This window comes from Ruania halotolerans, from assembly GCF_021049285.1.
GTDB lineage: Bacteria > Actinomycetota > Actinomycetes > Actinomycetales > Beutenbergiaceae > Ruania > Ruania halotolerans.
In genome coordinates, this window is sequence record NZ_CP088017.1 from 126,215 (window position 1) to 152,015 (window position 25,801).

Sequence of the window (25,801 nt, forward strand, 5' to 3'; positions counted from 1 at the left end):
CGGCTACCGCTGCAGCTCGATGACGGTCTGACCGATGCGGATCGGGGTGCCCACCCCGACCGGAACGGCCTCGCCCACCCGAGTGGACCCGAGGTAGGTGCCGTTGCGCGAGCCCAGATCCTCCACCCACCACTGACCCTCGCCGGGGAAGATCCGTGCGTGCCGACCCGAGCAGTAGTCGTCGTCGAGAATGAGCGTGCAGCCGGGAGCGCGGCCGATCAACACGGCCGTGCTGCTGAGCTGCAACGTGGTGCCGTTCAACGGTCCCGCGGTCACGCGTAGGCGAGAGGGTGTCCCCTTGCCGCGCTGCTGGGCCTGGCCGGCCGGCGGAGCGGGCGGGCCGGGAGTGCGGCTCTCGGGCTTGCTCAGGACCGACCCTCGGGCGAGTACCCGGGTGCCGAAGACGTCCCGGCGGAGTACACCGATGGCGGAGAGCACCAGGAGCCACAGCAGGGCCAGGTAGCCCACTCGGAGCAGGGTGACGATCAACTCACTCATGCGATGCCCTCTGGTGTGCCACTGCCTGCACCGCGCTCGCGGAGAGGAGGCAGGTTCGCGCGTTCGAGTGAGGGCGCAACGTGCCGCGGACAGGGGACGTGGCCTCGGAGCGACGTGCGAGCGGCCATCCGAAAATCACTCACCGCGCCTCACCGGGCGTCGTCCTCATCCGCGCCGGACCAGAACATGATCCGGGTGCGGCCGATGGTCAGGGTGTTGCCGTCCACGAGCGTGGCCGCATCCACGTGATGGCCCTCCACGTACGTGCCATTCGTGGAGCCCAGGTCGGTGGCCACCACCCCGTCGATGGTGATCCGGATCTCCAGGTGGCGCCGGGAGACTCCGGTGTCGTCGACGATGATGTCGGCCTCGGAGCCTCGCCCGATCACGGTGACCGGCCCGGTGAGCAGGTATCGCTGGCCGTCGATGTCCAGGATCGGGTGGCGGCGGCTGGGTCGATCCGTGGTGGCAGGGGCGACGGTGCCGCGTTTGGAGGAGGAGCGCACCCGGAACCGGCCCGGTTCGAGATCCTCGGCCTGGTCGAACTGCACATCCACCGGGCCAACGAACACGTAGTGCTGACTTGAGGCATGATCCGTGGCGGCGGTGATCATCTCCTCCGCCATCGCCTCTTCACCCCAGTCGAGCATCTGCTCGTAGTCTTTCCCGGCGAGCTCGATGGTGAACGTGTTCGGCACCACGGTGCGGCCCCGGGAGAGCGCGGCGGTGCGCTCATCCATATCCCGGCGGATGGCGCTGGCGATCTCCACGGGTTTGAGATCGGAACGGAACGCTTTGGCGAACGCATTGTTCACGACGCGCTCGACGCCCTTCTCGAAACGGTCGAGAACTCCCACAGCGCACCTCCTCACTCGTCTCGCTGGATCCGACCCTGGCGGCGACCGCCCCGAGGACTCAGGCTCAGGGCCGTCGGCGGACACGGTTCTACCCTGGAATCGTATGCTGTTCCGCGCGCCCGCGGGGTCAGGCGTGCCGACTGAGTGCCGTCGCTGCACGTGCGCCGGGAAGATAGCCGACCCGCTGTGGCCCACGCCACGACGGGCAGATTCGCCGACGGTGCTGCGGATCGTGTAGCCTTGACGACGGTGTTGACCCGCCGCTGCGGCGGCCAAATCACCAGCTCGCGCGAGTGGCGGAATAGGCAGACGCGCACGGTTCAGGTCCGTGTGCCCGAAAGGGCGTGGGGGTTCAACTCCCCCCTCGCGCACCGAGCGACAAGGCGGAATCCCGATGCACGGGATTCCGCCTTCGCCATCTGGTGGACACCTCACCGACTCGTATGGGCGCGACTCGCCGGGCAGAGCCACGGCATCGTGGTGGCTGCACACTCTCCGAGAACGACGACGGCGACATCTGTCTCTACCTCGTAATCGCCACAGCCCCCATTTCCGGGCGTTGGTGCGGAGGATGGAGTGCATGAGAACCAGACTGATCCTCGCGGCTTCGATGGCCGCGACCAGCCTCCTGCTCGCCGGGTGCGGCTCCTCCGGCGACTCCGAAGAGCCCATGGGCGAGACCATGACCTCCGCTGAGGAGACCACCGCCGGCGACATGGCCGAGGAGACGGCCTCTGACGAGGCGTCGGATGAACCGATGGGCGATGACGCCTCCTCCGGTGACACGGCGGGCGAGGATACGAGTGGCGAGTCCATGGCCACCCCGGAGCTGCTCACCTTCACTGCCACCACAGTGGACGGTGCGGAATTCGACGGCGCCAGCCTCGCCGGAAGTCCCGCCGTCCTGTGGTTCTGGGCACCGTGGTGCCCCACCTGCCGGGCACAGATCCCGAATGTGACGTCCCTCGGTGAGCAGTACGCCGGCGAGGTCGCCGTCGTCGGTGTGGGTGGCCTGGATAGCGCTGAGGCCATCGCCGACCTTGCTGCCGAGATCCCGAACGTGCAGCACCTCGTGGATGACGAAGGCGAGGTGTGGAGCCATTTCGGCATCACCCAGCAGAGTACGTTCGTGGTGCTCGACGCTCACGGTGAGATCGTGGATGAGGGCAGCCTTTCCGACGACCAGTTGAACACCACAGTGGCCGAGCTCGCCGACGCATGATCGCCGGGGTGGACGCGTCCGCGATCGCGCTGGCGCTGGGAGCAGGACTGGTGGCGGCGGTGAACCCGTGCGGCTTCGCCCTGCTGCCGGCCTATCTCTCGCTGTTCGTGATCAAGGATGCTCCGCCCACCCGGCGCGGCGCCGTGCTTCGGGCGCTGCGCGCCAGCCTGGCGCTCACCATCGGCTTCTCGGCGGTGTTCGTCACCTTCGGGCTCGTGATCGCGCCGGTCGCGGCCGGGATCCAGGCCTACCTGCCGGTCTTCACCGTCGCCCTGGGCCTGGCCCTGCTTGCGGTCGGGTTCTGGGTGGCCCTGGGCCGCGCGCTTCCCAGCCTCCGGCTGCCTCGCCGGAAGGGAACGGCCCCGCCGCCGGTCACCGCGACGTGGCGCTCCATGATCGGCTTCGGCGCCTCCTATGCGGTGGCCTCCATCGGCTGCACGATCGCTCCGTTCCTGGCCGTGGTGGTCACCGCGTTCCGCTCTGACTCGGCTGCCGCCGGGCTCGTCCTGTTCGTGCTCTACGCGCTCGGGATGGGTGTGACCGTGGCGGTTGCAGCCACGGCCACAGCGCTCGCCCGGCGCGGTCTGGTCGGCTCGATGCGACGGATGGGTGCTGGCCTGCCCCGAATCGCCGGAGCGGTCCTTGCCATCGCCGGGGCATACGTGGCCTGGTACGGAATCTGGGAACTGCGGGTGCTGCACGCCGGCGCCGGCCCAGACCCCATCGTGGACGCCGCCGCCTCCGTGCAGCGCGTACTCGCCGATGCTGCCGAACAGCTGGGTCTGATCGGCCTCGGTATCGCCCTGGTCGCTCTCGTTGCGTTCGCGCTCATCCGCCGACGACGCAGGGAACCTGCCGCGGACTGAGCACGTTCATCCCCGGGCCCCGACGGGGCAGGGGGTCTTCTGCCGCGTCACGGCACGGTGGCCTCACCGCACTCTGGCCGCACCGCACTGCTGCCTCATGGCGCTGGCCGCACTGTGACGGGCCTGCGCAGGTGCCCCGGCTGCTGAGCGCAACAGGTCGTGGACAACCCGCGTTTGCCGACTCTTCATCTTCTCGTGGCCGTTCCGTCCATGAAATAGCCCTAGTCTGGTCGCATCGTCCAGACGCCACACAGTCGGCATCCCTCCACCCGAAAGGCCTCGATCCATGCGCAAGAGGATGATCGCGCCCGCCCTCGCTGCCACCGCGGCGCTCGCGCTCGCAGGCTGCAGTGCCGACGACGACGGCGGTTCCGGTTCCAGCGCCGAAGGCGAGTGGCCCGAGGAAATCACCCTGTCCTTGGTGCCCTCCGTCGAGGGGGAAGACCTCGCCGAGGCACTCGACCCGCTCACCACCTATCTTTCAGAGGGGCTCGGCATCACCGTCGAAGGTGTCGTTGCCACCGATTACGCCGCCACCGTCGAGGCGCTCGGCGCCGGTCAGGCCCAGGTGCTGATCACCGATGCCGGCTCGCTGTACAACGCGATGGAGCAGTACGACGCCGAACTCATCCTGCGCGATGTGCGATTCGGCGCCACCTCCTACGCCTCGATCGCGATGACCAACAACCCGGACAAGTACTGCGCCGGTGACGTGGTCACGGCGACCTACGGCGCCACCGGGGATGAGCTCTCCTACTGCAACGGCACCGAGGCAGGACCGGAGGCCGCCGGCCAGGGACCCGCCGGGCTGGAGGCGCTCGCCACCATCGACGACGGCACGCAGGTGGCCCTGCAGGCCGCCACCTCCCCGGCCGGGTACCAGTACCCGATCGTGGCGATGCGTGAGCAGGGCATCGACACCGACGCCGGCATCGTGCAGATCCCGGTGGAGGGCAACAACAACGCCGTGCTCGCGGTCGAGAACGGTGATGCCGAGGTGGGCTTCGCCTATTGGGACGCCCGCTCCACGGTCATCGAAGAAGCTCCGGACGTGGCCGAGAACGCCGTGGTGTTCGCCTACACCGAGATGATCCCGAACGGTGGCGTGGCCGTCACTCCGGATCTGCCGGAGGACCTCACCGCCGAGCTGACCGCTGTGATGGACGAGTACGCGGACTCCTCCGAGGAGGCGGCGTCAGTCATGTTCGATCTGGTCGGCCTCTCGGACTGGACCGCAGAGACCGAGGAGGAGCAGATCACCCGGTACGGCGAAATCCTCGCCGAGTTCAGCCAGTGACGGCGGAGCCCCCACAGGTGGGCACCTCACCCACGAGCGCGGCGGCCGCCTCGGCCGCCGCGCCCTGGCCCATCTCGCTACAGAACGTCACGGTCACCTACCCCAACGGCACCCGAGCTTTGACGGATGTGTCGGTGCAGATCGAGCCGGGCGAGATCGTCTCCGTCGTCGGCCTCTCCGGATCGGGCAAGTCCACCCTGATCCGCACCATCAACGGGCTTGTCCCGGTGACCTCGGGCAGTGTGAGCGTCGGTGGGCACGATGTCGCCCGGGCGCGCGGACGAGCTCTGCGGGAACTGCGCGGGCACATCGGAATGATCTTCCAGGGCTTCAACCTCGCCGACCGGATCAGCGTGCTCGACAACGTGCTCGTCGGACGGTTCGCCCACACACCCAGCTACCGCACGCTGCTCAGGCTCACCAGCAAGGCCGACAAGCAGCTAGCCCTGCACGCACTGGACTCCGTCGGCATGATCGAGAAGGTCTGGACCCGGGCAGGCTCACTCTCCGGCGGTCAGAAGCAGCGGGTCGCCATCGCGCGAGCGCTCACGCAGCAACCCTCGGTGATGCTCGCGGACGAGCCGGTGGCCAGCCTCGATCCGCCGACGGCGCACGCCGTCATGAGCGATCTGGCCCGAACCAGCACCGAACGCGGCCTGACCGTGATCATCAACATCCACCTGATGGATCTGGCCCGGCAATACACCAATCGGATGATCGGCCTGCGCGGCGGCGAGCTGGTCTACGACGGTCCGGCGGCGGATGCCACTGATGCCGACTTCGAGGAGATCTACGGCCGACCCATCCGGAGCCGGGACCGGCTCGGGACCTGAACCGATGAGCGATACGACCACTCTCGCGAACCCGGGCGGCCCGGCGCTGCACCTGCCCGCGCGACCACGCCGGCCGTGGCGCACGGCGGGGATCGTGGCCGTGCTGTGCATCTTCACGGCGCTCACCTGCCTCCCGGCGATCGGCGGCGTGGAGATCGACCTGGCCGCCATCACGCGCAACTGGTCCAACGGTGCGGACAAGATGGGCCAACTGCTCCGGCCGGACTTCGCCTTCCTGCCCCGCACCATCGGCCCGATGCTGGAGACGCTGGCCATGGCCGTGGCCGGAGCAGCATTCGCCGCCGTCATCTCCATCCCGCTCACGCTCGCGGCCGCACGACCCAGCAACCCCAACCCCCTCACCCGCCAGCTGGTCCGGTTCCTGGTCAACGTGGACCGCGCCGTGCCGGACCTCGTCTTCGCCACCGTGCTGGTCGCGATGGTCGGCGTCGGCACCCTTCCCGGTTTCCTGACGCTCCTGCTCTTCGACATCGGCGTGGTGGTCAAGCTGGTCTCCGAGGCCGTCGAGGCGGCCGACCACCCCTACCTCGAGGCCGGCAAGGCAGCAGGAGGGACGCAGACCCAGCTCAACCAGGCCACCGTGCTGCCGCAATCATGGTCGCTGCTGGCCAATCAATGGCTGTACTCGCTCGAGCTGAACGTCCGGATCTCGGCAATCCTGGGCATCGTCGGCGCGGGCGGTATCGGGCGACTGCTGGATGAACGCCGCGGCTTCTACGCCTACGACGACGTCTCGGTGATCATCCTGGAGATCCTGGTTGTGGTGATCATCATCGAGATGTGCTCGACTGCGCTCCGGAAGCGGCTCCGATGAGCGGGGTGGCGCAGCGCTCCGCCCAGCAGGCGCCGATGAGCGAGCCGGTGGAACTCCGGGTACCCCCACGGCCCGCACGCGCAGTGGCGACGCTGACGGCGGTGGTGGTGGGCGCCGTCGTGCTGGCCTCCACGGCGGGCCTGAACATCGCGTGGACCGAACTCGGCGACGTGCCGGGGCGGGTGGCCGAGTACCTGCGGCTGATGTTCGCCGAGCCGAACTGGGAGAAGCTGCCGCGCGCACTGTTCGAGACCTGGCGCTCCATCTCGATGGCGTGGCTCGGCGCCATCGGCTGCGTGGTGATCTCCATCCCGCTCGGGATGCTCGCGGCCCAGGGAGTGGGGCCCGCGTGGCTGCGCCTGGTGCTGCGGGGAATCTTCGCCGTGATCCGCGCCGTGCCCGAGGTGATCATCGCTCTCGTGCTGCTCACGGTCACCGGGCTCACCCCGTTCACCGGGGCACTCGCACTGGGCATCGCCGGAATCGGGACGCAGTCCAAGTGGGTCTACGAGACGATCGAGTCCGCACCGACCGGTGCCACCGAGGCCGTCCGCGCCGCCGGGGGTTCCACGGCGGAGGTCGCGAGGTGGGCGCTCTGGCCGGCGGTGGCCCCGGCGCTGACGTCCTTCGCGCTGTACCGTGTCGAGATCAACATCCGCACCTCCGCCGTGCTCGGTCTGGTCGGTGCGGGTGGCATCGGTTCGATGCTGTCCAACTACACCAACTTCCGCGAATGGGACACGGTCGGGATGTTGCTCATCGTGGTGGTGGTGATCACCATGATGTTCGACCTGATCTCCGGCTCGATCCGCCGGCGCATCATGGAGGGAGCACGTGTCCGTGACGTGGACAGGACCCGCTGAGGCTCCGGTGTCTGCGCGGATCGCTGCGCTAGCACCCTCGCTGCAGCCGAGCGAACGGCGCGTCGTCGATGCCATCGCCGCCGACCTCGCCGCCGCCGTGGAGTGCACCGCACAGGAGATCGCGGACCGAGTCGGGGTGGGCCGGGCCTCGGTCATCCGCACCGCGCAGAGCCTCGGCTACGACGGCTACCCCCAGCTCCGGGTGGCCCTGGCGCGCGAAGTGGCCCTGGCCCCGGCCACCGAGCCGGCTGACGATTCGCCGATGGGGAGCCTACGTGCCGCTGTCGACCAGTTTGCCCGCACGCTGCCCCAGCTGACGGCGGCCCTGACCCCCGCAGACGTGGAACGCTTCGTCGAGGCCGTCGACCTTGCCCCCCGGGTGGTGCTCGTGGCCGCCGGGCTCTCCGCACCGCTGGGGCTGAGCATGGCGATGCGGCTCAGCGCCGCCGGCCGCCCGGCCGAGTACCTGCCGGACACGCTCTCCCAGCTGATCGCCGCCCGGAGCCTGGAACCGGGCTCGGTCTGTCTGGTGATCTCCGGGTCCGGAGCGAACCAGCCGAGCCTCGATGCCGCCGCGGCTGCGCACGAGGCCGGGGCGCAGGTGCTGGTGCTGACCTCCTTCACGCGGGCGCCGATCGTCGAGCACGCCGATACGGTGCTGGTGATTCCCGCCGTCAGCGAGTCCTTCTCCGATGAGCTCGTGCACACCTCGCGGGCGGCGCTTTCGCTGGTGATCGAGGCACTGGTGGACCTGCTGGTCGCCCGGCGTGGCGCTCGCGGCCGGCAGGCACGTGCGGAGGCGATGGCGCTGGTGAGCAAGCGGCTCAGCGAATAGGGGCGAGCAAAGGTCCTCGCTGCACCATGCACGTGTGGTTTCGAACGATGTGATCGCTGATAGTCATGCCGGTTGCGGCGGCTCAACGCTCCAGCAGCACCAGCGTCTCGAAGTGACCAGTGTGCGGGAACATATCCAGCACCCGGGCGCGGACCGGCGTCAGCGACGGCATCGCGGCCACGTCCTGTGCCAGGGAATCTACGTGGCAGCTGGAGTAGAGCACGTGGCCGACCCCCGAACTTTCCAGACAGGCAGCCAACTCCGCCCCGATCCCACGCCGCGGCGGGTTCACCACCACCAGATCCGGCACGTCCTGTGCATGGCGCGCGAATGCACCGGCGTCGCCGGCCGCGAACTGCACCCCGCTCAGGCCGGCCCGCTCGGCGCTCGCAGTCGCCGCCGCCACGGCCTCGCCACTCGACTCGATCCCGGTCACCATCGCGCCGTCCCGGGCCAGGTGCATTGCGAACCCGCCCACCCCGCTGTACAGGTCCCAGGCGGTGCGGTACTCGAGGTGCGCAGTCCACTCGGCGGCCAACCGGTACAGGGTGGCCGCCATCGGGGTGTTCGTCTGGAAGAAACCCTGTGGGCGCAGCGCCAACTCCACCGCACCGACCCGCATCGGCAGCAGCTCCTGCTCGGTGAGCAGGAGCTCCTCCTGCCCCTCCACCAAGGCGCTGTGCGTGGGGTGCAGGTTCACCGAGGCCACCACCAGGTTCGGCAACGTCTGCGTCAACCACCCCAGATGCTTGCGGATCCGGGGCACGGACTCGGTGGAGCGCAGCACGAACCGCACCAGCAACTCACCCTCGGGCGACCCCGTCACCAGCACATACTTCAACTCGCCCCGGCGGGTGGTGACGTCATAGGGCACCAGGCGGGCCGCCGTCACGAACTCGGCCAGCACCGGTAGCGCAGCGGCCACCGCCGGCTCGTGCAGCGGGCACTCCCGAAGATCTTGCACCTCCTTGCCGGAGGTGAGAATCCCTAGCTTCGGCGCGTCCACCGAACCGCCGGCCACCATCTTTGCCTTGTTCCGGAAGCCTGACTCGCCAGACGCCACCGGCGGCTCCCAGGCGATCCCGGACTCACCGAGCGCGGCGCGTGCGCGCACGTCCTTGGCTGACAGCTGCACCTCATACGGCGTCTGAATCACGGTGCAGGAACGGCACCGGTCGCTCTCGTAATAGTCGCACCGCACTCAGCCGAGCGTACGCCGCATCTGAACCCACTTTTCCTGCCTGAACCCGCGCCGTCGAGGATTCACACGCGAGAAGTGGGTTCAGATGGGGAGTCAGCTGGGGGGCGGAGGCACGTCTTCGGCCTAGGCTGCTCCCCATGCGGGTCACGATGCGGGAGGTCGCCGAGCGAGCGGGCGTCTCGGTCAAGACCGTCTCGCGCGTGGTCAACGGTGAGCCGTACATCCGGCCCGAGACCCTCGCGCAGGTGCAGGCGGCGATCGCCGAACTGGACTGGACCCCGAACGCCTCCGCGCGCACGCTCCGCACCGGCCGTACCGGTGTGCTGGGCATCATGGTTGCCGAACTGCGGCGGCCACTGCTGGCCGCCCTCGTGGAGGCCCTGGTCACGGAAGTGGACCGGCACGGTCTGCACGCGGCGGTCGAGCCGATTCACGACGACGCCACTCGCCTCGCCGATGTGCTCGCCGCCCGAGGGCGCACCTTCGATGCCCTGCTTGCCGTCGACGCTCCCGCACTGCCCGCGATGGCCGATGACGGCGGTCCGCTCGTGCGCGTGGACGTCACCTCTGCCGCGCCGTCCGCGGGACGGCATCGGGTCTACGTGGACCGAGAGAGCGCCGGTGACCTGCTGCTCCGGCACCTGAGACTGATGGGGCGCTCCCGGATCGTCCGGCTCGGCCATGGCCCCTTGGACCTGCACCCCGAGCTTCCCGCGATCACCTTGGAAGACATGGACCGAGCGGCCGGCTACCGGGCCGCCCAGCGAGCCATCGTCGATCACCCCCAGGTGGACGCCCTCGTGTGCGGAAGCGATGAGATTGCCCTCGGAGTCCTCGCCGGGCTCCATGCGGCCGGGGTGGAGGTCCCTGGCCGGGTGGCGGTGAGCGGTTTTGGTGACCTGGAGGATGGCCGGTTCGCCACTCCGTCCCTGACCACACTCGATCCGGACCCGGCGGGCCTGGCGAGGGCCGCCGTCGACATGGCGCTGACCAGACTGCGTGATGCGGACGCCGGTGAGCGCGAAATCGCGGTGCCGGTCACGCTCGTGCGCCGTGAGTCCACCATGGGGGAGAGCCCCCGGTGAGCGACACGCCGATCAGCATGCGGGGTTTCACGTTTCCCCTCGGACGGGCGTGCCCGCGATGAGCGCCAAGCCGACCCTGGATGATGTGGCCGCCGTGGCCGGAGTCTCCGCGAAGACGGTTTCGAATGTGCTCCTGGACCGCCCGCATGTGGCTGCCGCAACCCGGGAGCGGGTGCATGCGGCGGTGAAGACCGTTGGCTATCAGGTGAACCGGGCCGGTCGGGGCCTCGCCTCGGGGCGCAGCGGCCGGATCGCTGTGGTGGTCCCCAACCTGTACCAGCCGTATTTCGCCGAGATCGCCGAACGTCTCATCCTCGCGCTTGCCGCCGCAGGGTTCACGAGCACTCTGCGCGTGGCGCTCGATGCTCGCGCCGAGCGGGATGCGGTGCGTGGCGCGACCACGGCAGACGCTGACGGCGTGATCATCTGCCCGCACCACCTCAGTGCCGACCTGCTGGGCGCACGCACGCCCGACCGGCCGGTGGTGCAGGTCGGCGGCGGGCCGACCGGACTGGTGGACGTCGTTGTGATGGGGGAGCGGGACGGCTTCGAAGCCGTCACCCGGCATCTCCTTGACTCGGGACGGCGCAGGCTCGCCCTGGTCTGGAACGCCACGGCCAGCGGGCGGCCCGAGGGTTCGCGCTATGAGGGTTTCGTTGCCGCCCACCGCTCGCGCGGCCTCGAGCCCGACCCTGGGCTCATGGTGGCCGGATCGGACTGGGATCGCCGGGTGTCCGGATACGAGGCGATGACCGGGTTGCTGCGCACCGGAGCTCAGTTCGACGCGGTGGTGGGCATCAATGACGCAGTGGCAGTCGGGGCGATGCGCGCATTGCGCAGTCACGGGTTGCGCGTGCCCGAAGACGTGGCCGTGACCGGCTTCGATGACACGGATGAGGCCGGCTTCACCGTGCCGCCGCTGACCTCGGTCAGTCCCGAGCAGGAGCTGATGGTGACTGCGGCTGTGCAGATGCTCATGGAGCGTCTCGACGGCCTGGACTCCGCCGCTCGCGAGCATCGCACCGGCGCTCACCTGGTGCCACGCGCCTCATCCGGCGCCGCCCGTTCCCGCGTCTGAACCCGTTTTTCGCGTCTGAACCCTACGCTGCAGCGGTTCAGACGCGAGAAGTGGGTTCAGATGCTTGCTCTCCTCTGTCTTGCGGTTGACAACGCTGAATGCTCGCCCGTACTGTCCTCGCAGATCACCCGCGAAGGAGCACATGTGACGTATCAGCAGGCGGCGGCGACGTCGCCCTCTCCGGCCTCGGGCCACCTGGTCGGCGTCGCACCGGCCATTCCCCGCGCCAGCACCGGGCAACATCGTCCGCTCGACCTGCGCGAGGTCCGGCTCAGTTCCGACGGCGCGCTGGGCGCCTGGCAGCAGCGCAATGCCGAGGCCACCATCGGCCACTGCATCACCAACCTCGAGACTTCCGGGGTGCTCGACAACTTCCGCCGGGTAATCGGGGATTCCGACGCCGAGTACCGCGGCTTCGTCTTCGCCGACTCCGACCTCTACAAGACGATCGAGGCGGTCGCCTGGGAGATCGCCCGCACCGGCACCACCGGCTGGGACGGCTGGCTCGACGACGTCATCGCGCTCGTCGCCCGCGTGCAGGAGGGCTCCGGCTACGTGGTGACCTGGATTCAGGGCGTGCATCCGGAGAAGAAGTTCGCCGAGCTGGAGTGGACGCACGAGATGTACGTCGCCGGCCACATGATCCAGGCCGGCGTCGCTCTCGCCCGCGCCGCGGGCCGGGACGATCTGCTCACTCTCGCCCGCCGCTTCGCCGATCTGCTCGACGATCGCTTCGGCCCCGGCGGGGATGAGGGGATCTGCGGCCATCCAGAGATCGAGACCGCACTGGTCGAGCTCTACCGCCACACCGGCGAGCGCCGCTACCTCACCCTCGCCGAGCGGATGATCGACCTGCGCGGCACCGGGCTGCTCAAGGTCGGCGGCCTGGGCGCCACCTACTTCCAGGACCACGCGCCCGTACGGGAGGCGAGGGACGCCGTCGGGCATGCGGTGCGCCAGCTGTACCTGAATGCCGGGGCCACCGATGTGTACCTGGAGACCGGGGAACCGGCGCTCGCTGAGGTGCTGCACGCGCAGTGGGAGAGCGTGCATCACCGCAAGATGTACCTCACCGGCGCATTCGGCTCCCGGCACCGGGACGAGGCATTCGGGGACGACTACGAGCTCCCCTCCGATCGCGCCTATGCCGAGACCTGCGCCACCATCGCGGACCTGCACTGGACCTGGCGGATGCTGCTCGCCGCCGACCGCCCAGTGGCTGCCTACGCCGAGATCATCGAGCGGGAGCTGCACAATGCCCTCGCCGCCGCTGTGGACACCACCGGCACGCGCTTCTTCTACGCCAACCCGCTGCAGCTGCGCCCGGACCGGTTCAGCGAGGAGAACGCACCACGGGACCGGCAGCCCTGGTATACCTGCGCATGCTGTCCGCCGAACCTCGCCCGCCTGGTGGCCCAGCTCGGCTCGTATGTGGCCTCGGCCACGGCCGATGAACTCGCGCTGCACCTGATCGCCGATGCCGAGATCGATGCGCCGGCGTATCTGGGCGGGGGCACCCTGCGGGTGTCCACCCGCTACCCCGACGACGGTCAGGTCACCCTGGCCATAGACGGATCAGCAAGTCTGCGGGTAGCCCTGCGCGTGCCGAGCTGGTCGGAGCGGACCGCCCTCGACGGCGAACCGGTGACCCCCGACCCGGATGGCTACCTGCGCCTAACCGTCACCGAGCCAGTCACGCTCACTCTGGACCTGACCCCTCGCTGGACCCGGGCGCACCACCGTGCCGACGCCCTGCGCGGGGCGCGGGCGATTGAGGTGGGCCCGCGGGTGTACTGCGTGGAGCAGGTGGACCTGCCCGACGGCGTGGCTCTCGATGACGTGCTGGTTGCCGAGGGTGCCGAGTTGAGCGCACAGGAGCAGGGCGGGCAGATGCGGATCGGCCTGCGCGGGATCCTCCGCGCGGAGCGCGCCGCAGACGAGTTGTACCCGGGCGCCCCTCAACAGGCCGAGCCCGGCACTGACCTGGCGATGACCGCCGTCCCGTTCGCCTCCTGGGGCAACCGGGGCAGCACAGCGATGCGGGTGTGGATACCCGTTGTCTGACACCTGAACACATCAGAAAGGTGCACGGCCGAACGGTCGTGCGAGGACTCGAGGAGGAGTCATGATCCGGAACACGAAGAGATGGCGGTACGCACCCGCCGTAGCCGCGGCGACGGCCGGTGCGCTCGCGCTGACCGCCTGCTCCGGCGGAAGCGATGGGAGCGAGGGCGGTGGGGGCGACACCCTGCAGATCCTCGTGCTCAAGCACCCGCTGACCGGGGCGATGGCCGATATGGGCTGGGTGGGTGACCTGGAGGAGGCCGCCGGGGTCACGATCGAGTGGGAGGAGGTCTCGGCGGATTGGGACCAGAAGAAGTCCACGATGCTCGCCGCCGGGGACATTCCGGACCTGGTTGTCGGCGTGAACTCGATCACCAATGCCGACCAGGCCACGTTCACCGGGCTGTTCGAGGACCTCAGTGACGATATGGACGCCCTGCCGAATGTGGCGGCCATGTTCGACGCCTTGCCGGAGACCGAGCAGATGGCAACCAGCACTGACGGGCAGATCTACGGGTTGCCGAGCTACCGGCGGTTCTGGCCGGACACCGCCACGCGGCAGTTCATCAACCAGCAGTGGCTGGACAACCTCGGCCTCGAGCAGCCGACCACCTGGGACGAGCTGCACGAGGTGCTGCTCGCCTTCAAGGACGAGGATGCGAACGGCAACGGTGACCCGAACGATGAGATCCCGATGGACTGGGCACCGGCGGGCGACACCGGCTTCGGCTTCTTCCAACCCACGGTGCTGCTCGGCGGCCTCGGCATGCCGATCTCCGACGGCGGTGGGCAGGGCTACTTCGTCGAGGACGGCCAGGTGGGCAACTTCCTCATCGATGAGCGCTACCGCGACCTGATCGCCTTCCTGCACGAGCTCTACGCCGACGGACTGATCAGCCAGGATGTGATGACCCAGGACTACTCCGCGTACCAGTCCGTGGCTCGGGGCGACGGGGATGACGCCCGCGTCGGGTTCACCTGGGGCTGGACCGGATCGGACCGGGTGGGTGCGCAGCTGGCCGAGCAGTACACCGCCATGGCGCCACTGGTGGCCGACGCCTCGATGGATCCGAGCGAGGTGAGCTGGTCCTACGACGCCTATGGCCTCAACTACGGCGTCAACTCGATCACCATGGCCGCCCAGAGTGACAACCGCGAGGCCGCCCTGGCCGTGATCAACGCCTTCTACGATCAGGACATCTCCGTGCAGGCGCTCTGGGGCGATCTGGGTGAGAACGTCGAAGAGACCGGGTCCGGTGCGTATGAGGTGCTGCCTCCCGCCGATGGCGAGACGGACCCGTCCTCCTGGAAGTGGACCACCACGTTGGCCGACAACAGCCCCGGGTGGATTCGTGACGACATCGAGGTGACCCTGCCGTCCGACCTGCAGGAAGCCGTAGAGCAGTACGAGCCGCTGGCTGCCGCGGTGGAGAACGTGGACCCCGCGACGGACATCTTCCCCGGTGCGCTGATCCGGATGAGCGAGGAGGACCTGAACCAGCTCTCGCTCAACAACACCGCCGTGTTCGGGATCGCGATGCAGCGCTGGGCCACGTGGATCACCGAGGGTGGCGTGGAGGCCGACTGGGACACCTATGTGGCCGAGGTGGAGGGCGCGGGCCTGGCGCAGAACATCGAGATCCACCAGGGCTACTACTCCGAGTTCGCCGGCTCACAGGGCTGAGAGACGTCGTCATCTGCTGACCCGGTGCGGTCGGTGGGCGTTTCGGGCCCATCGACCGCACCGCCAGCCACCTTGATCGAAGGAGATCGCTGTGACCGCGACAACCACCGGCCCCGCGAGGCCACCAGGGGTGGTGCCTTCGCGGGGCCCCGCACCTGACCCGCCGAAGGGGAGGCGAACCGGCGTGCCCGCGTTGCGGCGACACGTGCACCGTTACTGGCAACTGTGGGTGATGGCCCTGCCCGCGATCGCGTTCGTGGCCATCTTCGCCTACGTGCCGATGTACGGGTTGCAGCTCGCGTTCCGGGAGTTCGACTTCGCCGCCGGGCTCACCGGTGGTGAGTGGGTGGGACTGAAGTACTTCCGCCAGTTCTTCGAGAGTCCGCAGTTCTGGACCCTGATGCGCAACACCGTGGTGATCAGCATGACCACCCTGGTGGTGGGGTTCGTCGCCCCGATCGCCCTCGCGCTGATGGTCAACCAGGTGATCGGGCGCCGCCGCAAGCGGTTCCTGCAGACCGCCACCTACCTGCCGCACTTCATCTCGATCGTGGTGATCGTGGGCATGCTGCAGGTCTTCCTCTCCCCCTCCTCCGGGCTGATCACCCGGGTGGCCGAGATGGTGGGCGTCTCCGGCTCGAACTTCCTCGGCGACACCTCGGCCTTCGTGCCCGTCTACGTGATCTCGGAGGTCTGGCAGCACGCCGGGTGGAACAGCATCATCTACCTCGCCGCGCTGGCCAGTGTGGACACCCAGCTGTACGAGGCGGCCCGGATCGACGGGGCGGGGCGGTTCACGATCATCCGCCACATCGATATCCCCGCGTTGGTGCCCACGATGATCATCCTGTTCATCCTCAACATGGGCACCGTGCTCAGCACCGGCTTCGAGAAGATCTTCCTGATGCAGAACCCCCTGAACCTGGGGGTCTCCGAGGTGCTCGCCACCTACGTGTACAAGATCGGCATCCTGTCCAACCAGTTCAGCTACGGAACGGCGATCGGGCTGTTCAACACCCTGATCAACTTCGCCTTCCTGGTGATCGCCAACCAGATCGCCAAGCGCGTATCCAATACGAGTCTGTGGTGAGCCGCATGCGACTGTCCTCCCTGAAGCACCGCACCCCCGGCGACATCGCCTTCACGATCGGGCTGGTGGTCACCTGCACCGTGGTGCTGTTCGTCACGCTGTACCCGATCTACTTCGTGGTGATCGCCTCCGTCAGTGACCCCACGATGGTGGCCACCGGGCGCGTCTGGTTCATCCCGCAGGGGATCTCCTGGTTCGGGTACGAGCAGATCCTCGCCGACCAGCGAATCTGGACCGGGTACCGGAACACGATCCTCTACACCGTGGTGGGCACTGCAGTGAACCTGCTGGTGACCCTGCCCGCCGCGTACGCACTCTCCCGGCGCGAATTCCGCCCGCGGAAGGTGCTGATGTTCTTCTTCGCGTTCACCATGTTCTTCAACGGCGGGCTCATCCCGATGTACCTGCTGCTGCGGGACCTCAACCTGCTCGACAACTGGCTGGTGTTCATCCTGCCGACGGCGGTGAACGTGTACAACCTGATCATCGCCCGGGCGTTCTTCGAGAACTCCCTGCCCGAGGAGCTCTTCGAGGCGGCCACGATCGACGGATCGAACTACTTCCAGTTCTTCCTCCGGATGGCGTTGCCGCTGTCCATGGCGATCATCTCGGTGATCGGCCTGTACTACCTCGTGCAGCACTGGAATGACTTCTTCACGGGCCTGGTGTTCGTGCGTGACTACGACAAGCAACCGCTGCAGATCGTGCTGCGCGACATCCTCATCTCCAATCAGGCCTTCTCGGGCGGGGCCGGCGGGTCCGGGGGATCGGGAGGCGGCAGTTACGCCCAGCAGTTCGCCGACCAGATCAAGTACGGCGTGATCGTGGTCTCGACCCTGCCGGTGATCGTGCTCTACCCGTTCCTGCAGCGATACTTCGAAAAGGGTGTGCTGATCGGGTCGGTGAAGGGCTGATGCAACGCCTCCTCGGCTGGCACCAGCGGATCGGCCGGTTCGGTCTGCGGTTGCTCTGCCTGCACGTGCTCTGGCTGGCGTGGACGCTGCGCGGTGGCGTGGTGTTCGGCATCTTCCCTGCCACATCGGCCGTGCACGGGGTACTCCGCGACGATGCCCGGTTCGCGCGGCAGCATCCCGACGATTGGCCACCGTTGCGGGGTCTGCGAGCCCGGTTCGCGCAGCTGTGGCGGGCCGAGTTCGCCGCCGCCAACCGGCTCGGCACCCTCCTGGGCGTGATCTGGGCGGTGCTGCTGGTGGACCGCGTGCTGGTGACGAGGCTGGATTTCAGCAGCCTCGGCGGCCCGGAGAGTCTCGGCCCGGTGCTCGCCGGTGCGCACACCGTGGCCGGGGTGGTCCTCGCGCTCCTGACGATGGTGGTGTGGCCGTTGCAGGCCCACTTCGACGACGGCGCTCGTGTGCTGCTGCGCCGCAGCCTCGTGCTGGTGGCCGGCCGGCCCATGATCGCCGCGCTCACCGCGGCCGGTGGGGGACTGGTGGTGTGTGCCTACTATCTGGTGCCCGGGCTCGTCCCCGTGTTCGGGGTCACGGCACCCGCAGCGATGGCGACTGCCTGTCTGTGGCGCACCGGTGTGCTCGCCGCCCCGGCACCTGCTTCTGCCCACGCACCCATCCCCGCCGCGCACCCGAGCCTGGCCACGACCCACTGATTTGCGATCGAATGATCGTCGAACCCGACGAGGCACGGATGAGCGTGCCTCGACCACCGAGGAGAACCGTTGAGACGTGAACCGCTCCGCACCACTACCGTCCACCGCGGCGCCGTCGGGGAGATGGGCTCGCTGTACACCCGCCTCCTGGTCACTGACGCGGACGGCCCGAACGCCGGCGCCATCCTGCTCACCTGGGAGCTACGGCTCGGTGTGGCAGACGACGGCGGCCCGTCCTTCCCGATCTGGCGCAGTCTGGACGGGGGGCACAGCTGGGCGACGCTCTCCGAGGTGCCCGACCTGCGCTACGGGTACGGCAACCGCTATCAGCCGATGCTGTACGAACTTCCCGCGGATATCGCGCACCTGCGCCGCGGGGACCTCCTGCTCGCCGGGAACGCGATCCCGGCCGATGGGTCCAGCACGCACCTGGTGCTGTACTCCTCCTCCGACGGTGGCCGCACCTGGGCGTATGAATCGACTGTTGACTCCGGTGGCCCGGCGATCTACTCCCCGCGTAGCGATGCGGCGACGACCGCCGTCTGGGAACCGGACCTGCACCTGATCGAGGGAGTGCTGCACTGCTTCTTCGCCGACGAGCGGGAGAAAGATCGCGGGATGCTGCAGGTGATCGCACGCCGTTCGAGCACCGACCTGCGCACCTGGTCCGAGAAAGACCTGATCTCCGGCGTGGGGGACCGCTTCCACCGCCCGGGCATGTTCGTGGGCACGGGCGAGATGCCCGACGGCGTCCATCGCGCCGTCATCGAGGTGGTCGGCCCGGCCGAGGTGCCGGTGCACCTGCTCACCAGCCGCGACGGCACTGACTGGGGTGACCCGGCCGCCGTCGGACTGCCGTTGCGCGCCGAGGACGGTGTGGCGATCTCCGGGACCCCGACCATCGCCTGGCGCGAACGAGCTGATGGCGCGGTGGAGATGATCGCCACCGGCCGGCACAGCCTGCGCGACGGCGTGGCCGGCAACCGGGCGCTGCGCAGCCTCGACCTCGGCGCCACCTGGACGTCCTTCGAATTGCCCACACCCGCCGAACGGTTGCTCACCGGAGACGGGTCCGGCTACTCCCAGTCGGTGCGATGGAACGCCGACGGTGACCTGGTGCACGCCACCACGGTGCGCTCGGCCACGGGAAGTCATGACGTGGTCGTATCCGTGGCGCTCGCCGGTTCAGCGGGCCCGCGGGATCAGCACGCTCGGTGATGTGAAACGGCTACCCCACCCGGGGGTCCTGGATCTCCTCACCGAGGAGAGCGGGGAGGCTCCCGGAGTAGAGGATGCGGTAGATCGCTTCCGGGAGTTCGGGGTCGACGAATTGCACCTGCACCCAGTCACCGGCCTCGGCGACCTCCCCGCCGCCCAGGATCTCCTGCCAACTGCGCTGGGACACCGGATCGGTGCCCGAACCGAGTGACTCGCGGACGGTCTCCACCAGCGCCGCCGGGTCCTCAGTGCGCAGGCACAACGTCGTCACGGGTTCGTCGACGTCACCGCCGAACCCGATGGCCAGGGACGTGACCGGCGCAGCCGCCTCACCGGAGTGCAGTTCGGCCGCGACCACCTCACCCACGCAGTCGCTCACCCCAGCGTAGATCTCGGCATCGGAGGCGCGTTCGCCGGTGCCCTCCACGAGGTCAACCACCATCCCCTGCTGGGATGAGCCGATGAAGGCGTGGTCGTCGAACCACACGGTGTTCATCTGGTTGATCACCTGCGGGGGCAGCAGGTCGTCGTCGAGGTCGGTCTCAGCGTCACCGCGGCGCACGAGAAGCGTGCCACCGTCCAGGTCGCTCGAGTCGCCTGCTGCCCCGGCGAAGAACTCCTGCACCGCTGCGCCGTCCACACCGTCGAACCGGAACGCCGTGTGCGGTGGCCTGCCCAGGGACATCACGTGGGCGTCGTCGGAACCCGGGGCAGGCAGCAGGGCCGGATCGAGCTGGCGATAGATGGTCGCGAGACCGCCGTATCCGAGCAGGCCCGCCGTGGCGAACGGGTGCGGGTGCTCGTCGTAGCCGCCCAGCTCGGTGACTGCCGAGACGTCCGTCCATGCGATCATCGTCAGGTTCTCCTCAGTCGCCGGGATCGTCTCCAGCGCCGCGGAGAGTCCGTCCGCCGAGGGGCCGGGATCGCAGGCCACGAGGGCGGCCGCGGCGGCGAGCGTGGTCCCGGCGGCGAGAACGTGTCGAGTTCGCATCCGCCCATCATGGCGCGACGGCACCTCGGGTCAACTGGACGCCATGGGCCGATCTGCCCATCGGGGTCAACAGTGGCTCTGGCACCGGTTCGGTGGTCCCGCTTTGTCGGGCTCGACAACGCCGGCCGGCCAGGGCTCGGGCAAGACTGGGAGTCACCCGATATCTGGAGGATGAATGTCGATCGCTGCCGCAACTCCCCGCGACTATCTGCTGCGCCCCTGGGCAGGCAGCAGGGTGCGTGATGCCGCGCTGGTCTCAGGCGCGGTGTTGCTCACGGCGCTGCTCGCCCAGGTCTCGATCCCAGTGCCGGGATCACCGGTTCCGGTGACCGGTCAGACGTTGGCGGTGCTGCTCGTCGGCGCCACGATGGGACTGCACCGAGGGGTCGCAGCGATGGGCGTCTACCTCCTCCTCGGAGCGGTCGGTCTGCCAGTGTTCGCCGACGGTTCCGCGGGAGCCGCTGCGCTGATTGGGCCCACCGGTGGCTACCTGGCCGGCTTCCTGCTCGCGGCGGCCGCGATGGGGCGGCTCGCAGAGCGCGGCTGGGACCGGACACCGCTGCGGATGCTCGCGCTGGGAGTGCTGGGCCAGGCCATCGTGTTCGCCGTTGGAGTGCCCTGGCTCGCGGTCTCGGTGGGACTCGGCCCCGCTGACGCGATCGCCGCCGGCTTCACACCGTTCATCGTCGGTGGTCTGATCAAGAGCGCGGTCGCCGGGATGCTGCTGCCCGGCGCCTGGCGACTCGTCCGGCGCGACAGTACCGGCGGTTAGCAGCACCGCACGTGCCCACGGGCAGGGTCGTGGCACCGCTCTTGCTGGGAAGCGGCCAGAACATTGCTCACAGGTGGCAGTGGTGGGGACGTAGCATGTGCACGTGACCGCGCGACCCGGCCCCGGCCGTCGGCCGCGCCAGGGGCGCCGCCCCGGTGCTCGGCCGGCCGATTTCTCCTCCGCCCTCCCACCCGACTTTCACTCCCCCCGCTCGACCCAGGAGTTCGACGCCTCGCCGGAAGTCGATACCGACGGCGTCCCCGATGCCGCCCCGGTACCGACGCTACGGCCCGCCATCCCGCGCCGATCGAGGCCCGATGCTCCCGGCCGTAAGAAGCGCGGAACGGGCAGCGAGGCGGTTCCCAAACCGGTCTGGTCGTTGCGCGATCAAGCGCGCCGGATGGTCGCCGGATACGGCCCGCCGAGCGTGCCGTTCCCGGGGTCGCGGCACACCTCCGAACTCTCCGCCGAAGAGGAACGCGCCGTCCTTGATCTGGTGCTGCGCGCCGGTGAGGCGATGCTCGCCACCGGCGCCCCGGTGGCCGATGCCACGGCCGAGATGTTGCGCATGTCCGATGGCCTCGGCGTGAAGAACCTGACCGTGGACATCACGTTCATCTCGCTGACAGCCACGATCGACCGGGCCGACGATCCGGTCACCAAGGTGCGCGTGATCAACACGCGTACGTCCGACTACAGCCGCCTCACCGACATCTCACGGCTGATCAGCCAGATCAGTGAACGCAAGGTGGCCATCACCGAGGCAGATACCCGGCTCACTCGAATCCTGACCTCTCCGCACCCCTACCGCAGGGCCGTCGTCACCGTGGCACTGGGGATCATGGCGGCCGGCGTTGCCGTCCTGCTCGGTGGCGGCTGGGCCGTGGCGATGGTGGCTGCCGCGACCACCATGACGATCGACCGGATTCTGCGATTCCTGCGCCACCGGGGGCTGCCGTACCTGTTCCAGCAGGTGGTGGGCGCCGGGATAGCCACCGTCGTGGGCGTCATGCTGTTGTGGGGGCAGAATCACGTGGATTGGGACCGAGCGTTGATGCCGCCCTCCCTGGTGGTGGCCTCGGGCATCGTGGTGCTGCTCGCCGGACTCTCCCTGGTGGGTGCCGCCGAAGACGCGATCTCAGGATTCCCACTCACCGCAGCCGCCCGATCCTTCGAAGTGGTGCTGGGCACGATGGGCATCGTGGTGGGGATCGGCATCGTGCTGGAGGTGGGCCGCCGCATCGGCGTGCCGTTGAGCGTCGGAGACTTGAACGCCCGGGCGAACGTCCCGTTCCTGACGAGGGTCCTCGCTAGCGCGGTCATCGCTGCCGCCTGGTCGGTGGCGAGTTATACCCGGCTCCGCACCGTCGCCCTGGTGGCTGCGGTGGCCGCCGCCGCGGCAGCGGTCTACGAGCTCATCACGTTGCTGGGCAACGGCATCAATGAGGACTCCTCCGGGGTGGCCGCCGCCGCCACCCCCGCGTTCGTGGCGGCGCTGGCCGTGGGTCTGCTCGCCGGCGCCGTCTGTGAACGTGTCAGCGTGCCCACCATGGTGATCTCGGTCTGTGGTGTCACGCCGTTCCTGCCTGGTCTGTCCATCTATGGCGCGATGTACAACATCGTGGACTCGGGAGGCTTCCTCATCGAGGGGCTCGATCTCCTGGTCCGCGCCGGATCGGTCGGCCTCGCTCTTGCGGCGGGTGTGACCTTGGGAGAGTTCCTCGCCACACCGCTCACATCGGAGGCGGACAAGTGGCAACGCAAGATGATGGCGCGCGCCCGCGGCTCACGTATCTGACCCAACCCGGCGCCGACGGCGGCGTGGCGGCTTGGTTCATGGCCCGCGCAGGATCACCATGAGAGGGATTCGGCGACGGCGAGGAGGGCGTTCGTGCGTATCGTGGTGACGGGCGGTTCAGGGCAGCTCGGCAGTGAAGTGGTGCGCAGGGTCCGCGAGCTCGGGCATGTGGCCGTGCCGGCGAGCCGGCGGTGGGGAGTGAACGTGACCACCGGGCAGGGTCTCGGTGCCGCACTGACCGGAGCGGACGCCGTCGTGCACTGTGCGAGCAGCCCATGGCGCCCCCGTGCCACGGACACCGGCGGCACCGAGCAGCTGCTGGCCGCGGTGGCGGCGATGCCGCGCCCCGCGCACGTGGTGCACGTCTCGATCGTGGGGTGCGATGCGAATCCGTACCCGTACTACCGGGCCAAGACGGCGGCCGAGGAGCTGGTCATGGCGGCCGCCGTGCCCGCCACGGTGGTTCGTGCGACGCAGTTCCACACGCTGGTGGCTGCCCTCGCGCGTGCGTCCACTCTGGGCCGCGCCCACCTGGCGCTGGATGCCGCTGCACAGCCCGTGGACGTGGGGTGGGTGGCACGCGAGCTCGTCGACCACGCGCTCGGGAGCCCCCCTGCGGGCGCCGTGCGCGCTCTCGATCTGGCCGGTCCCGAGGTGCTCACCGTCTCCGAGGCGGTCTCCGCGGTGCGAGACCATGATGGCCGCCCGCGCACGCGTGCGGTCCGGATGCCGACCCTGGGCCGCACCCTGCGCGCATTCGCCCAGCGGTCCAACCTGCCGGGCCCAGGCGCTGTCGTCGGCGGGCCCTCCTTCACGGACTGGCTGGCCGGACAGCCAGCGCCAGCCGGCCGGTGAGCGCGGTCACCCGGTGACGATGTCCCCTCGCTGCACCATGGTCCGGTCCACTCCGTCCAACAGGAGGCCGACGTGGTCCCCGGCCTCGGCCACCTGTGACGTGGCATGGAACTGCTCGAGCCCGGCGATCCGGACGGCCACCACCATCTGACCGTCGCGGGTCACCGTCACGGGCTGGCCGGTGACCAGGCGCCCGTGGTCGACCCTTCCGGTGACGACCGTGCCACGCCCGGTGATGGAGAAGACATCCTCGACTGTGAGCCCGCCGCTGGTGAAATCCGCCGGGGACGTCTCGGGGACCGGTCCGGTTGCCTTCCGTGTGCGCCAGAACATGGTGGTGACGGTACCAAGGCTTTCAGCGCGCGTCAGGTGCGTCGAGCAGCTGGGCGGTGCCATGCTCGGCGATCGCTGCCATGTGCGGGTCGTCGGCGTGCGCCGCGAACACGGCCGTGAGGCCGGCTGCCCAGGCGCGGGCACGGGACCACAGGGCATCGTCGGTACCGAACCCTGCCGGCAATCCGGCGTTCTCCCGGTCCGCGGTGGCGTAGGCCACCACGAGGCCCGCACGGCCGCGGGCGGTGAAGGTGAGCCACGCCGTCGCGAGGTCGGCAGCAGGGTCGCCAGCGGTCACGTCGCCGAAGTCGAGCACCGCGGCCAGCCTGCTCCGGCGGGTGAGCAGGTTCAATGGGTGCGGGTCACCGTGCAGCCAGACGGGCGGCCCGGCGTGGGCCCGGACGTGAGCGTGCCGTTCGAAGACCTCGGCCAGTTCAGCGCCGCGTGGCACAGCCGGTTCGGTGAACCTCGACCGGATCGCCTCGGCGCGCTCTGCCAGCGGCACACCACGGACCGGGTTGGCCGGTGCATCCGGATCCGCCGGAAGGTGCAGGGCCGCGAAGAACCGGCCCAGTCGAGCCGCCCACACATCCCGGGAACCGGGCGGATCAAGGACAGCCATCCGACCGTCAATCCACCGCAGGATCGACCAGGACCAGGGGTAGTACTCCGTAGGCCGGCCCACGCGCACCACCTCGGGCACCGGCACCGGCAGCCGAGGCGCAAGGCGAGGCAGCACGAGCTGCTCATGTTCGACCAGACGCGCCGCCACCTCCCGCCGGGGCAGGCGAACCAACAGGGTGGAGCCGAGGCGGACCATCACGTTGTCCCAGCCACTGGCCACCACGCTCAACGGCCGCTCGGCCAGTTCGGGATGCTGATCGGTGAGCAGGCGGCGGACCAGGTCCTCGTCGATCCTCACCTCGGCATCGGGGGCGCCCGCCATCAGGGCAGGGTCTGATCGAGTGCGGCGATCGCCCCGTCGAGGTGCGGGTACCGGAACTCGAAATCGCCCAACCGCTCGGAGGTCACGTGCCGGCCCGTCAGCGCCAGGGCCGGGTCGGTGCGCAGCACCACGGATCCAAGCTGAACCAGTGGCGCTGGCGTCGGGGGAGCCCAGTCCGGCCGGCCGACGTGCCGCCGCATCGCCGCCATCAGCTCGGCGTTGCGGACGGGGTTCGGAGCAGCCGCCACCAGCACGCCGTCGGGGAGCCTCAACGCTCCCAGTCCCAATGCCGCGCAGGCCAGCTCCAGCCAGTCCGTCAGGTGGATCCAGGAGAACCACTGCCGCCCCGAACCCACCGGGCCGCCGAGCCCCATCCGGACCGGGAACATCAGCCGCTGCAGCACCGGGGAGTCGCCACCGAGCACGATCGAGATCCTCATGATGTGCAGGTGCTCGGTGGGCGCGCCGGCGGCTGCTTCCTCCCACGGGGCGGCCACCCCGGTCATCTGCGGCAGCCCTGGTGGGATGTCCGGGACGGGCGAGCTCTCGGTCAGGTGAGCCTCGCCGCCGTCGGACCAGATCGCCGTCGTGCTCGCCTGCAGCCAGTGCTGCACCGGCGCGCTCGCCGCCTGTGCGGCCTGCACCAGCGCCCGGGTGGCGTGCACCCGGGAGTCGCGCAGTTCAGCGATCGCGGCCCGCGTGGGCCGGCAGTCCACGAGCTTGCCGGCCAGGTTCGCCACCCGCACGTCCGGTCCGTCCAATTCGGCCGCCCAGCCACCGCTGCCGACGGCGTCCCAGCGCACCTGCCGGTAAGGCAGGTCCGGGCGTGGGGTGCGGGTGAGCAACACGGCCTCCGCACCGCGCCGACTCACCTCGGCGGCCAGTGCGGTCCCGAGGAACCCGGTGCCGCCGGCGATGACCACCCGGGGCGCAGAGCTGACTGTCATGAGCGCCTC

25 protein-coding genes and 1 tRNA gene are annotated in these 25,801 nt (G+C 69.3%); 19 read left to right on the top strand and 7 right to left on the bottom strand.

Annotation, left to right across the window (positions count from 1 at the left end):
* Positions 1 to 3: 3 nt before the first annotated feature.
* Both LQF10_RS00585 and LQF10_RS00590 read right to left on the bottom strand, forming a co-directional pair.
* Positions 4 to 498, bottom strand: coding sequence for an FHA domain-containing protein FhaB/FipA (locus tag LQF10_RS00585; RefSeq protein WP_231065573.1), 495 nt, complete (start codon positions 496 to 498; stop codon positions 4 to 6).
* A 149-nt stretch (positions 499 to 647) separates the two neighbouring features.
* Positions 648 to 1,355 (bottom strand): FHA domain-containing protein, encoded by a 708-nt coding sequence (locus LQF10_RS00590; protein WP_231065574.1) that lies wholly within the window; start codon positions 1,353 to 1,355, stop codon positions 648 to 650.
* Between the two features lie 287 nt (positions 1,356 to 1,642).
* Between LQF10_RS00590 and LQF10_RS00595 the strand changes: the two genes are divergently transcribed.
* From LQF10_RS00595 to LQF10_RS00630, 8 genes are all read left to right on the top strand, one after another.
* Positions 1,643 to 1,726, top strand: a tRNA-Leu gene (locus LQF10_RS00595).
* A gap of 209 nt (positions 1,727 to 1,935) precedes the next feature.
* The gene (locus LQF10_RS00600) at positions 1,936 to 2,577 is read left to right on the top strand and encodes a redoxin family protein (RefSeq protein WP_231065575.1); all 642 of its coding nucleotides are present in this window, start codon (positions 1,936 to 1,938) and stop codon (positions 2,575 to 2,577) included.
* Positions 2,578 to 2,585: 8 nt separating this feature from the next.
* Entirely contained in the window at positions 2,586 to 3,443 is an 858-nt protein-coding gene (locus LQF10_RS00605) for a cytochrome c biogenesis CcdA family protein (RefSeq protein WP_231065576.1), read from the top strand.
* Between the two features lie 286 nt (positions 3,444 to 3,729).
* Positions 3,730 to 4,740, top strand: a complete 1,011-nt coding sequence (gene phnD, locus LQF10_RS00610; protein WP_231065577.1) for a phosphate/phosphite/phosphonate ABC transporter substrate-binding protein — start codon at positions 3,730 to 3,732, stop codon at positions 4,738 to 4,740.
* Positions 4,737 to 5,573: a phosphonate ABC transporter ATP-binding protein gene (gene phnC, locus LQF10_RS00615; RefSeq protein ID WP_231065578.1), complete on the top strand. Its 837-nt coding sequence runs from the start codon at positions 4,737 to 4,739 to the stop codon at positions 5,571 to 5,573. The genes phnD and phnC overlap by 4 nt, the downstream gene beginning before the upstream one ends.
* A gap of 4 nt (positions 5,574 to 5,577) precedes the next feature.
* The gene (phnE, locus tag LQF10_RS00620; protein WP_231065579.1) at positions 5,578 to 6,408 is read left to right on the top strand and encodes a phosphonate ABC transporter, permease protein PhnE; all 831 of its coding nucleotides are present in this window, start codon (positions 5,578 to 5,580) and stop codon (positions 6,406 to 6,408) included.
* A complete protein-coding gene (gene phnE / locus LQF10_RS00625; RefSeq protein ID WP_231065580.1) occupies positions 6,375 to 7,271 on the top strand; it encodes a phosphonate ABC transporter, permease protein PhnE in 897 nt (298 codons plus the stop codon). The genes phnE (LQF10_RS00620) and phnE (LQF10_RS00625) overlap by 34 nt, the downstream gene beginning before the upstream one ends.
* On the top strand, positions 7,249 to 8,106 hold the full coding sequence (locus LQF10_RS00630; protein WP_231065581.1) for a MurR/RpiR family transcriptional regulator: 858 nt from the start codon (positions 7,249 to 7,251) through the stop codon (positions 8,104 to 8,106). The genes phnE (LQF10_RS00625) and LQF10_RS00630 overlap by 23 nt, the downstream gene beginning before the upstream one ends.
* A gap of 82 nt (positions 8,107 to 8,188) precedes the next feature.
* Here the strand turns inward: LQF10_RS00630 and rlmC are convergent, their stop codons facing one another.
* Complete coding sequence (gene rlmC / locus LQF10_RS00635) at positions 8,189 to 9,307, bottom strand: 23S rRNA (uracil(747)-C(5))-methyltransferase RlmC (protein WP_231065582.1); 1,119 nt, start codon at positions 9,305 to 9,307, stop codon at positions 8,189 to 8,191.
* Between the two features lie 137 nt (positions 9,308 to 9,444).
* Between rlmC and LQF10_RS00640 the strand changes: the two genes are divergently transcribed.
* The 8 genes from LQF10_RS00640 to LQF10_RS00675 all read left to right on the top strand — a co-directional run bounded on the left by LQF10_RS00640 (position 9,445) and on the right by LQF10_RS00675 (position 19,150).
* Positions 9,445 to 10,392, top strand: coding sequence for a LacI family DNA-binding transcriptional regulator (locus tag LQF10_RS00640; RefSeq protein ID WP_231065583.1), 948 nt, complete (start codon positions 9,445 to 9,447; stop codon positions 10,390 to 10,392).
* A 58-nt stretch (positions 10,393 to 10,450) separates the two neighbouring features.
* Positions 10,451 to 11,470: a LacI family DNA-binding transcriptional regulator gene (locus tag LQF10_RS00645; RefSeq protein WP_231065584.1), complete on the top strand. Its 1,020-nt coding sequence runs from the start codon at positions 10,451 to 10,453 to the stop codon at positions 11,468 to 11,470.
* A 144-nt stretch (positions 11,471 to 11,614) separates the two neighbouring features.
* Positions 11,615 to 13,534: a glycoside hydrolase family 127 protein gene (locus LQF10_RS00650; RefSeq protein ID WP_231065585.1), complete on the top strand. Its 1,920-nt coding sequence runs from the start codon at positions 11,615 to 11,617 to the stop codon at positions 13,532 to 13,534.
* A gap of 61 nt (positions 13,535 to 13,595) precedes the next feature.
* On the top strand, positions 13,596 to 15,218 hold the full coding sequence (locus LQF10_RS00655) for an extracellular solute-binding protein (RefSeq protein WP_231065586.1): 1,623 nt from the start codon (positions 13,596 to 13,598) through the stop codon (positions 15,216 to 15,218).
* Between the two features lie 91 nt (positions 15,219 to 15,309).
* A complete protein-coding gene (locus LQF10_RS00660; RefSeq protein WP_231065587.1) occupies positions 15,310 to 16,308 on the top strand; it encodes an ABC transporter permease in 999 nt (332 codons plus the stop codon).
* A gap of 5 nt (positions 16,309 to 16,313) precedes the next feature.
* Positions 16,314 to 17,222 (top strand): carbohydrate ABC transporter permease, encoded by a 909-nt coding sequence (locus tag LQF10_RS00665; protein WP_231067395.1) that lies wholly within the window; start codon positions 16,314 to 16,316, stop codon positions 17,220 to 17,222.
* Positions 17,222 to 17,932 (top strand): YesL family protein, encoded by a 711-nt coding sequence (locus LQF10_RS00670; protein WP_231065588.1) that lies wholly within the window; start codon positions 17,222 to 17,224, stop codon positions 17,930 to 17,932. Before LQF10_RS00665 ends, LQF10_RS00670 begins: the two co-directional genes overlap by 1 nt.
* 69 nt (positions 17,933 to 18,001) lie before the next feature.
* Entirely contained in the window at positions 18,002 to 19,150 is a 1,149-nt protein-coding gene (locus LQF10_RS00675; RefSeq protein WP_231065589.1) for a sialidase family protein, read from the top strand.
* A gap of 10 nt (positions 19,151 to 19,160) precedes the next feature.
* Here LQF10_RS00675 and LQF10_RS00680 read toward each other — a convergent pair whose 3' ends face one another.
* A complete protein-coding gene (locus LQF10_RS00680) occupies positions 19,161 to 20,141 on the bottom strand; it encodes a hypothetical protein (RefSeq protein WP_231065590.1) in 981 nt (326 codons plus the stop codon).
* A 175-nt stretch (positions 20,142 to 20,316) separates the two neighbouring features.
* Between LQF10_RS00680 and LQF10_RS00685 the strand changes: the two genes are divergently transcribed.
* The 3 genes from LQF10_RS00685 (at position 20,317) to LQF10_RS00695 (ending at position 23,566) form a co-directional block, all read left to right on the top strand.
* Positions 20,317 to 20,913 (top strand): biotin transporter BioY, encoded by a 597-nt coding sequence (locus LQF10_RS00685; protein WP_231065591.1) that lies wholly within the window; start codon positions 20,317 to 20,319, stop codon positions 20,911 to 20,913.
* Positions 20,914 to 21,016: 103 nt separating this feature from the next.
* Complete coding sequence (locus tag LQF10_RS00690; protein WP_231065592.1) at positions 21,017 to 22,711, top strand: threonine/serine exporter family protein; 1,695 nt, start codon at positions 21,017 to 21,019, stop codon at positions 22,709 to 22,711.
* 93 nt (positions 22,712 to 22,804) lie between these two features.
* Positions 22,805 to 23,566 (top strand): SDR family oxidoreductase, encoded by a 762-nt coding sequence (locus LQF10_RS00695; RefSeq protein ID WP_231065593.1) that lies wholly within the window; start codon positions 22,805 to 22,807, stop codon positions 23,564 to 23,566.
* Between the two features lie 6 nt (positions 23,567 to 23,572).
* On the opposite strand, the gene LQF10_RS00700 is transcribed toward LQF10_RS00695, so the two are convergent.
* The 3 genes from LQF10_RS00700 to LQF10_RS00710 are packed head-to-tail and all read right to left on the bottom strand — an operon-like array spanning position 23,573 to position 25,792.
* Complete coding sequence (locus LQF10_RS00700) at positions 23,573 to 23,899, bottom strand: EF-Tu/IF-2/RF-3 family GTPase (protein WP_231065594.1); 327 nt, start codon at positions 23,897 to 23,899, stop codon at positions 23,573 to 23,575.
* A gap of 22 nt (positions 23,900 to 23,921) precedes the next feature.
* On the bottom strand, positions 23,922 to 24,845 hold the full coding sequence (locus tag LQF10_RS00705; RefSeq protein WP_231065595.1) for an aminoglycoside phosphotransferase family protein: 924 nt from the start codon (positions 24,843 to 24,845) through the stop codon (positions 23,922 to 23,924).
* Positions 24,845 to 25,792: an epimerase gene (locus LQF10_RS00710; RefSeq protein ID WP_231065596.1), complete on the bottom strand. Its 948-nt coding sequence runs from the start codon at positions 25,790 to 25,792 to the stop codon at positions 24,845 to 24,847. Before LQF10_RS00710 ends, LQF10_RS00705 begins: the two co-directional genes overlap by 1 nt.
* Positions 25,793 to 25,801: the final 9 nt, after the last annotated feature.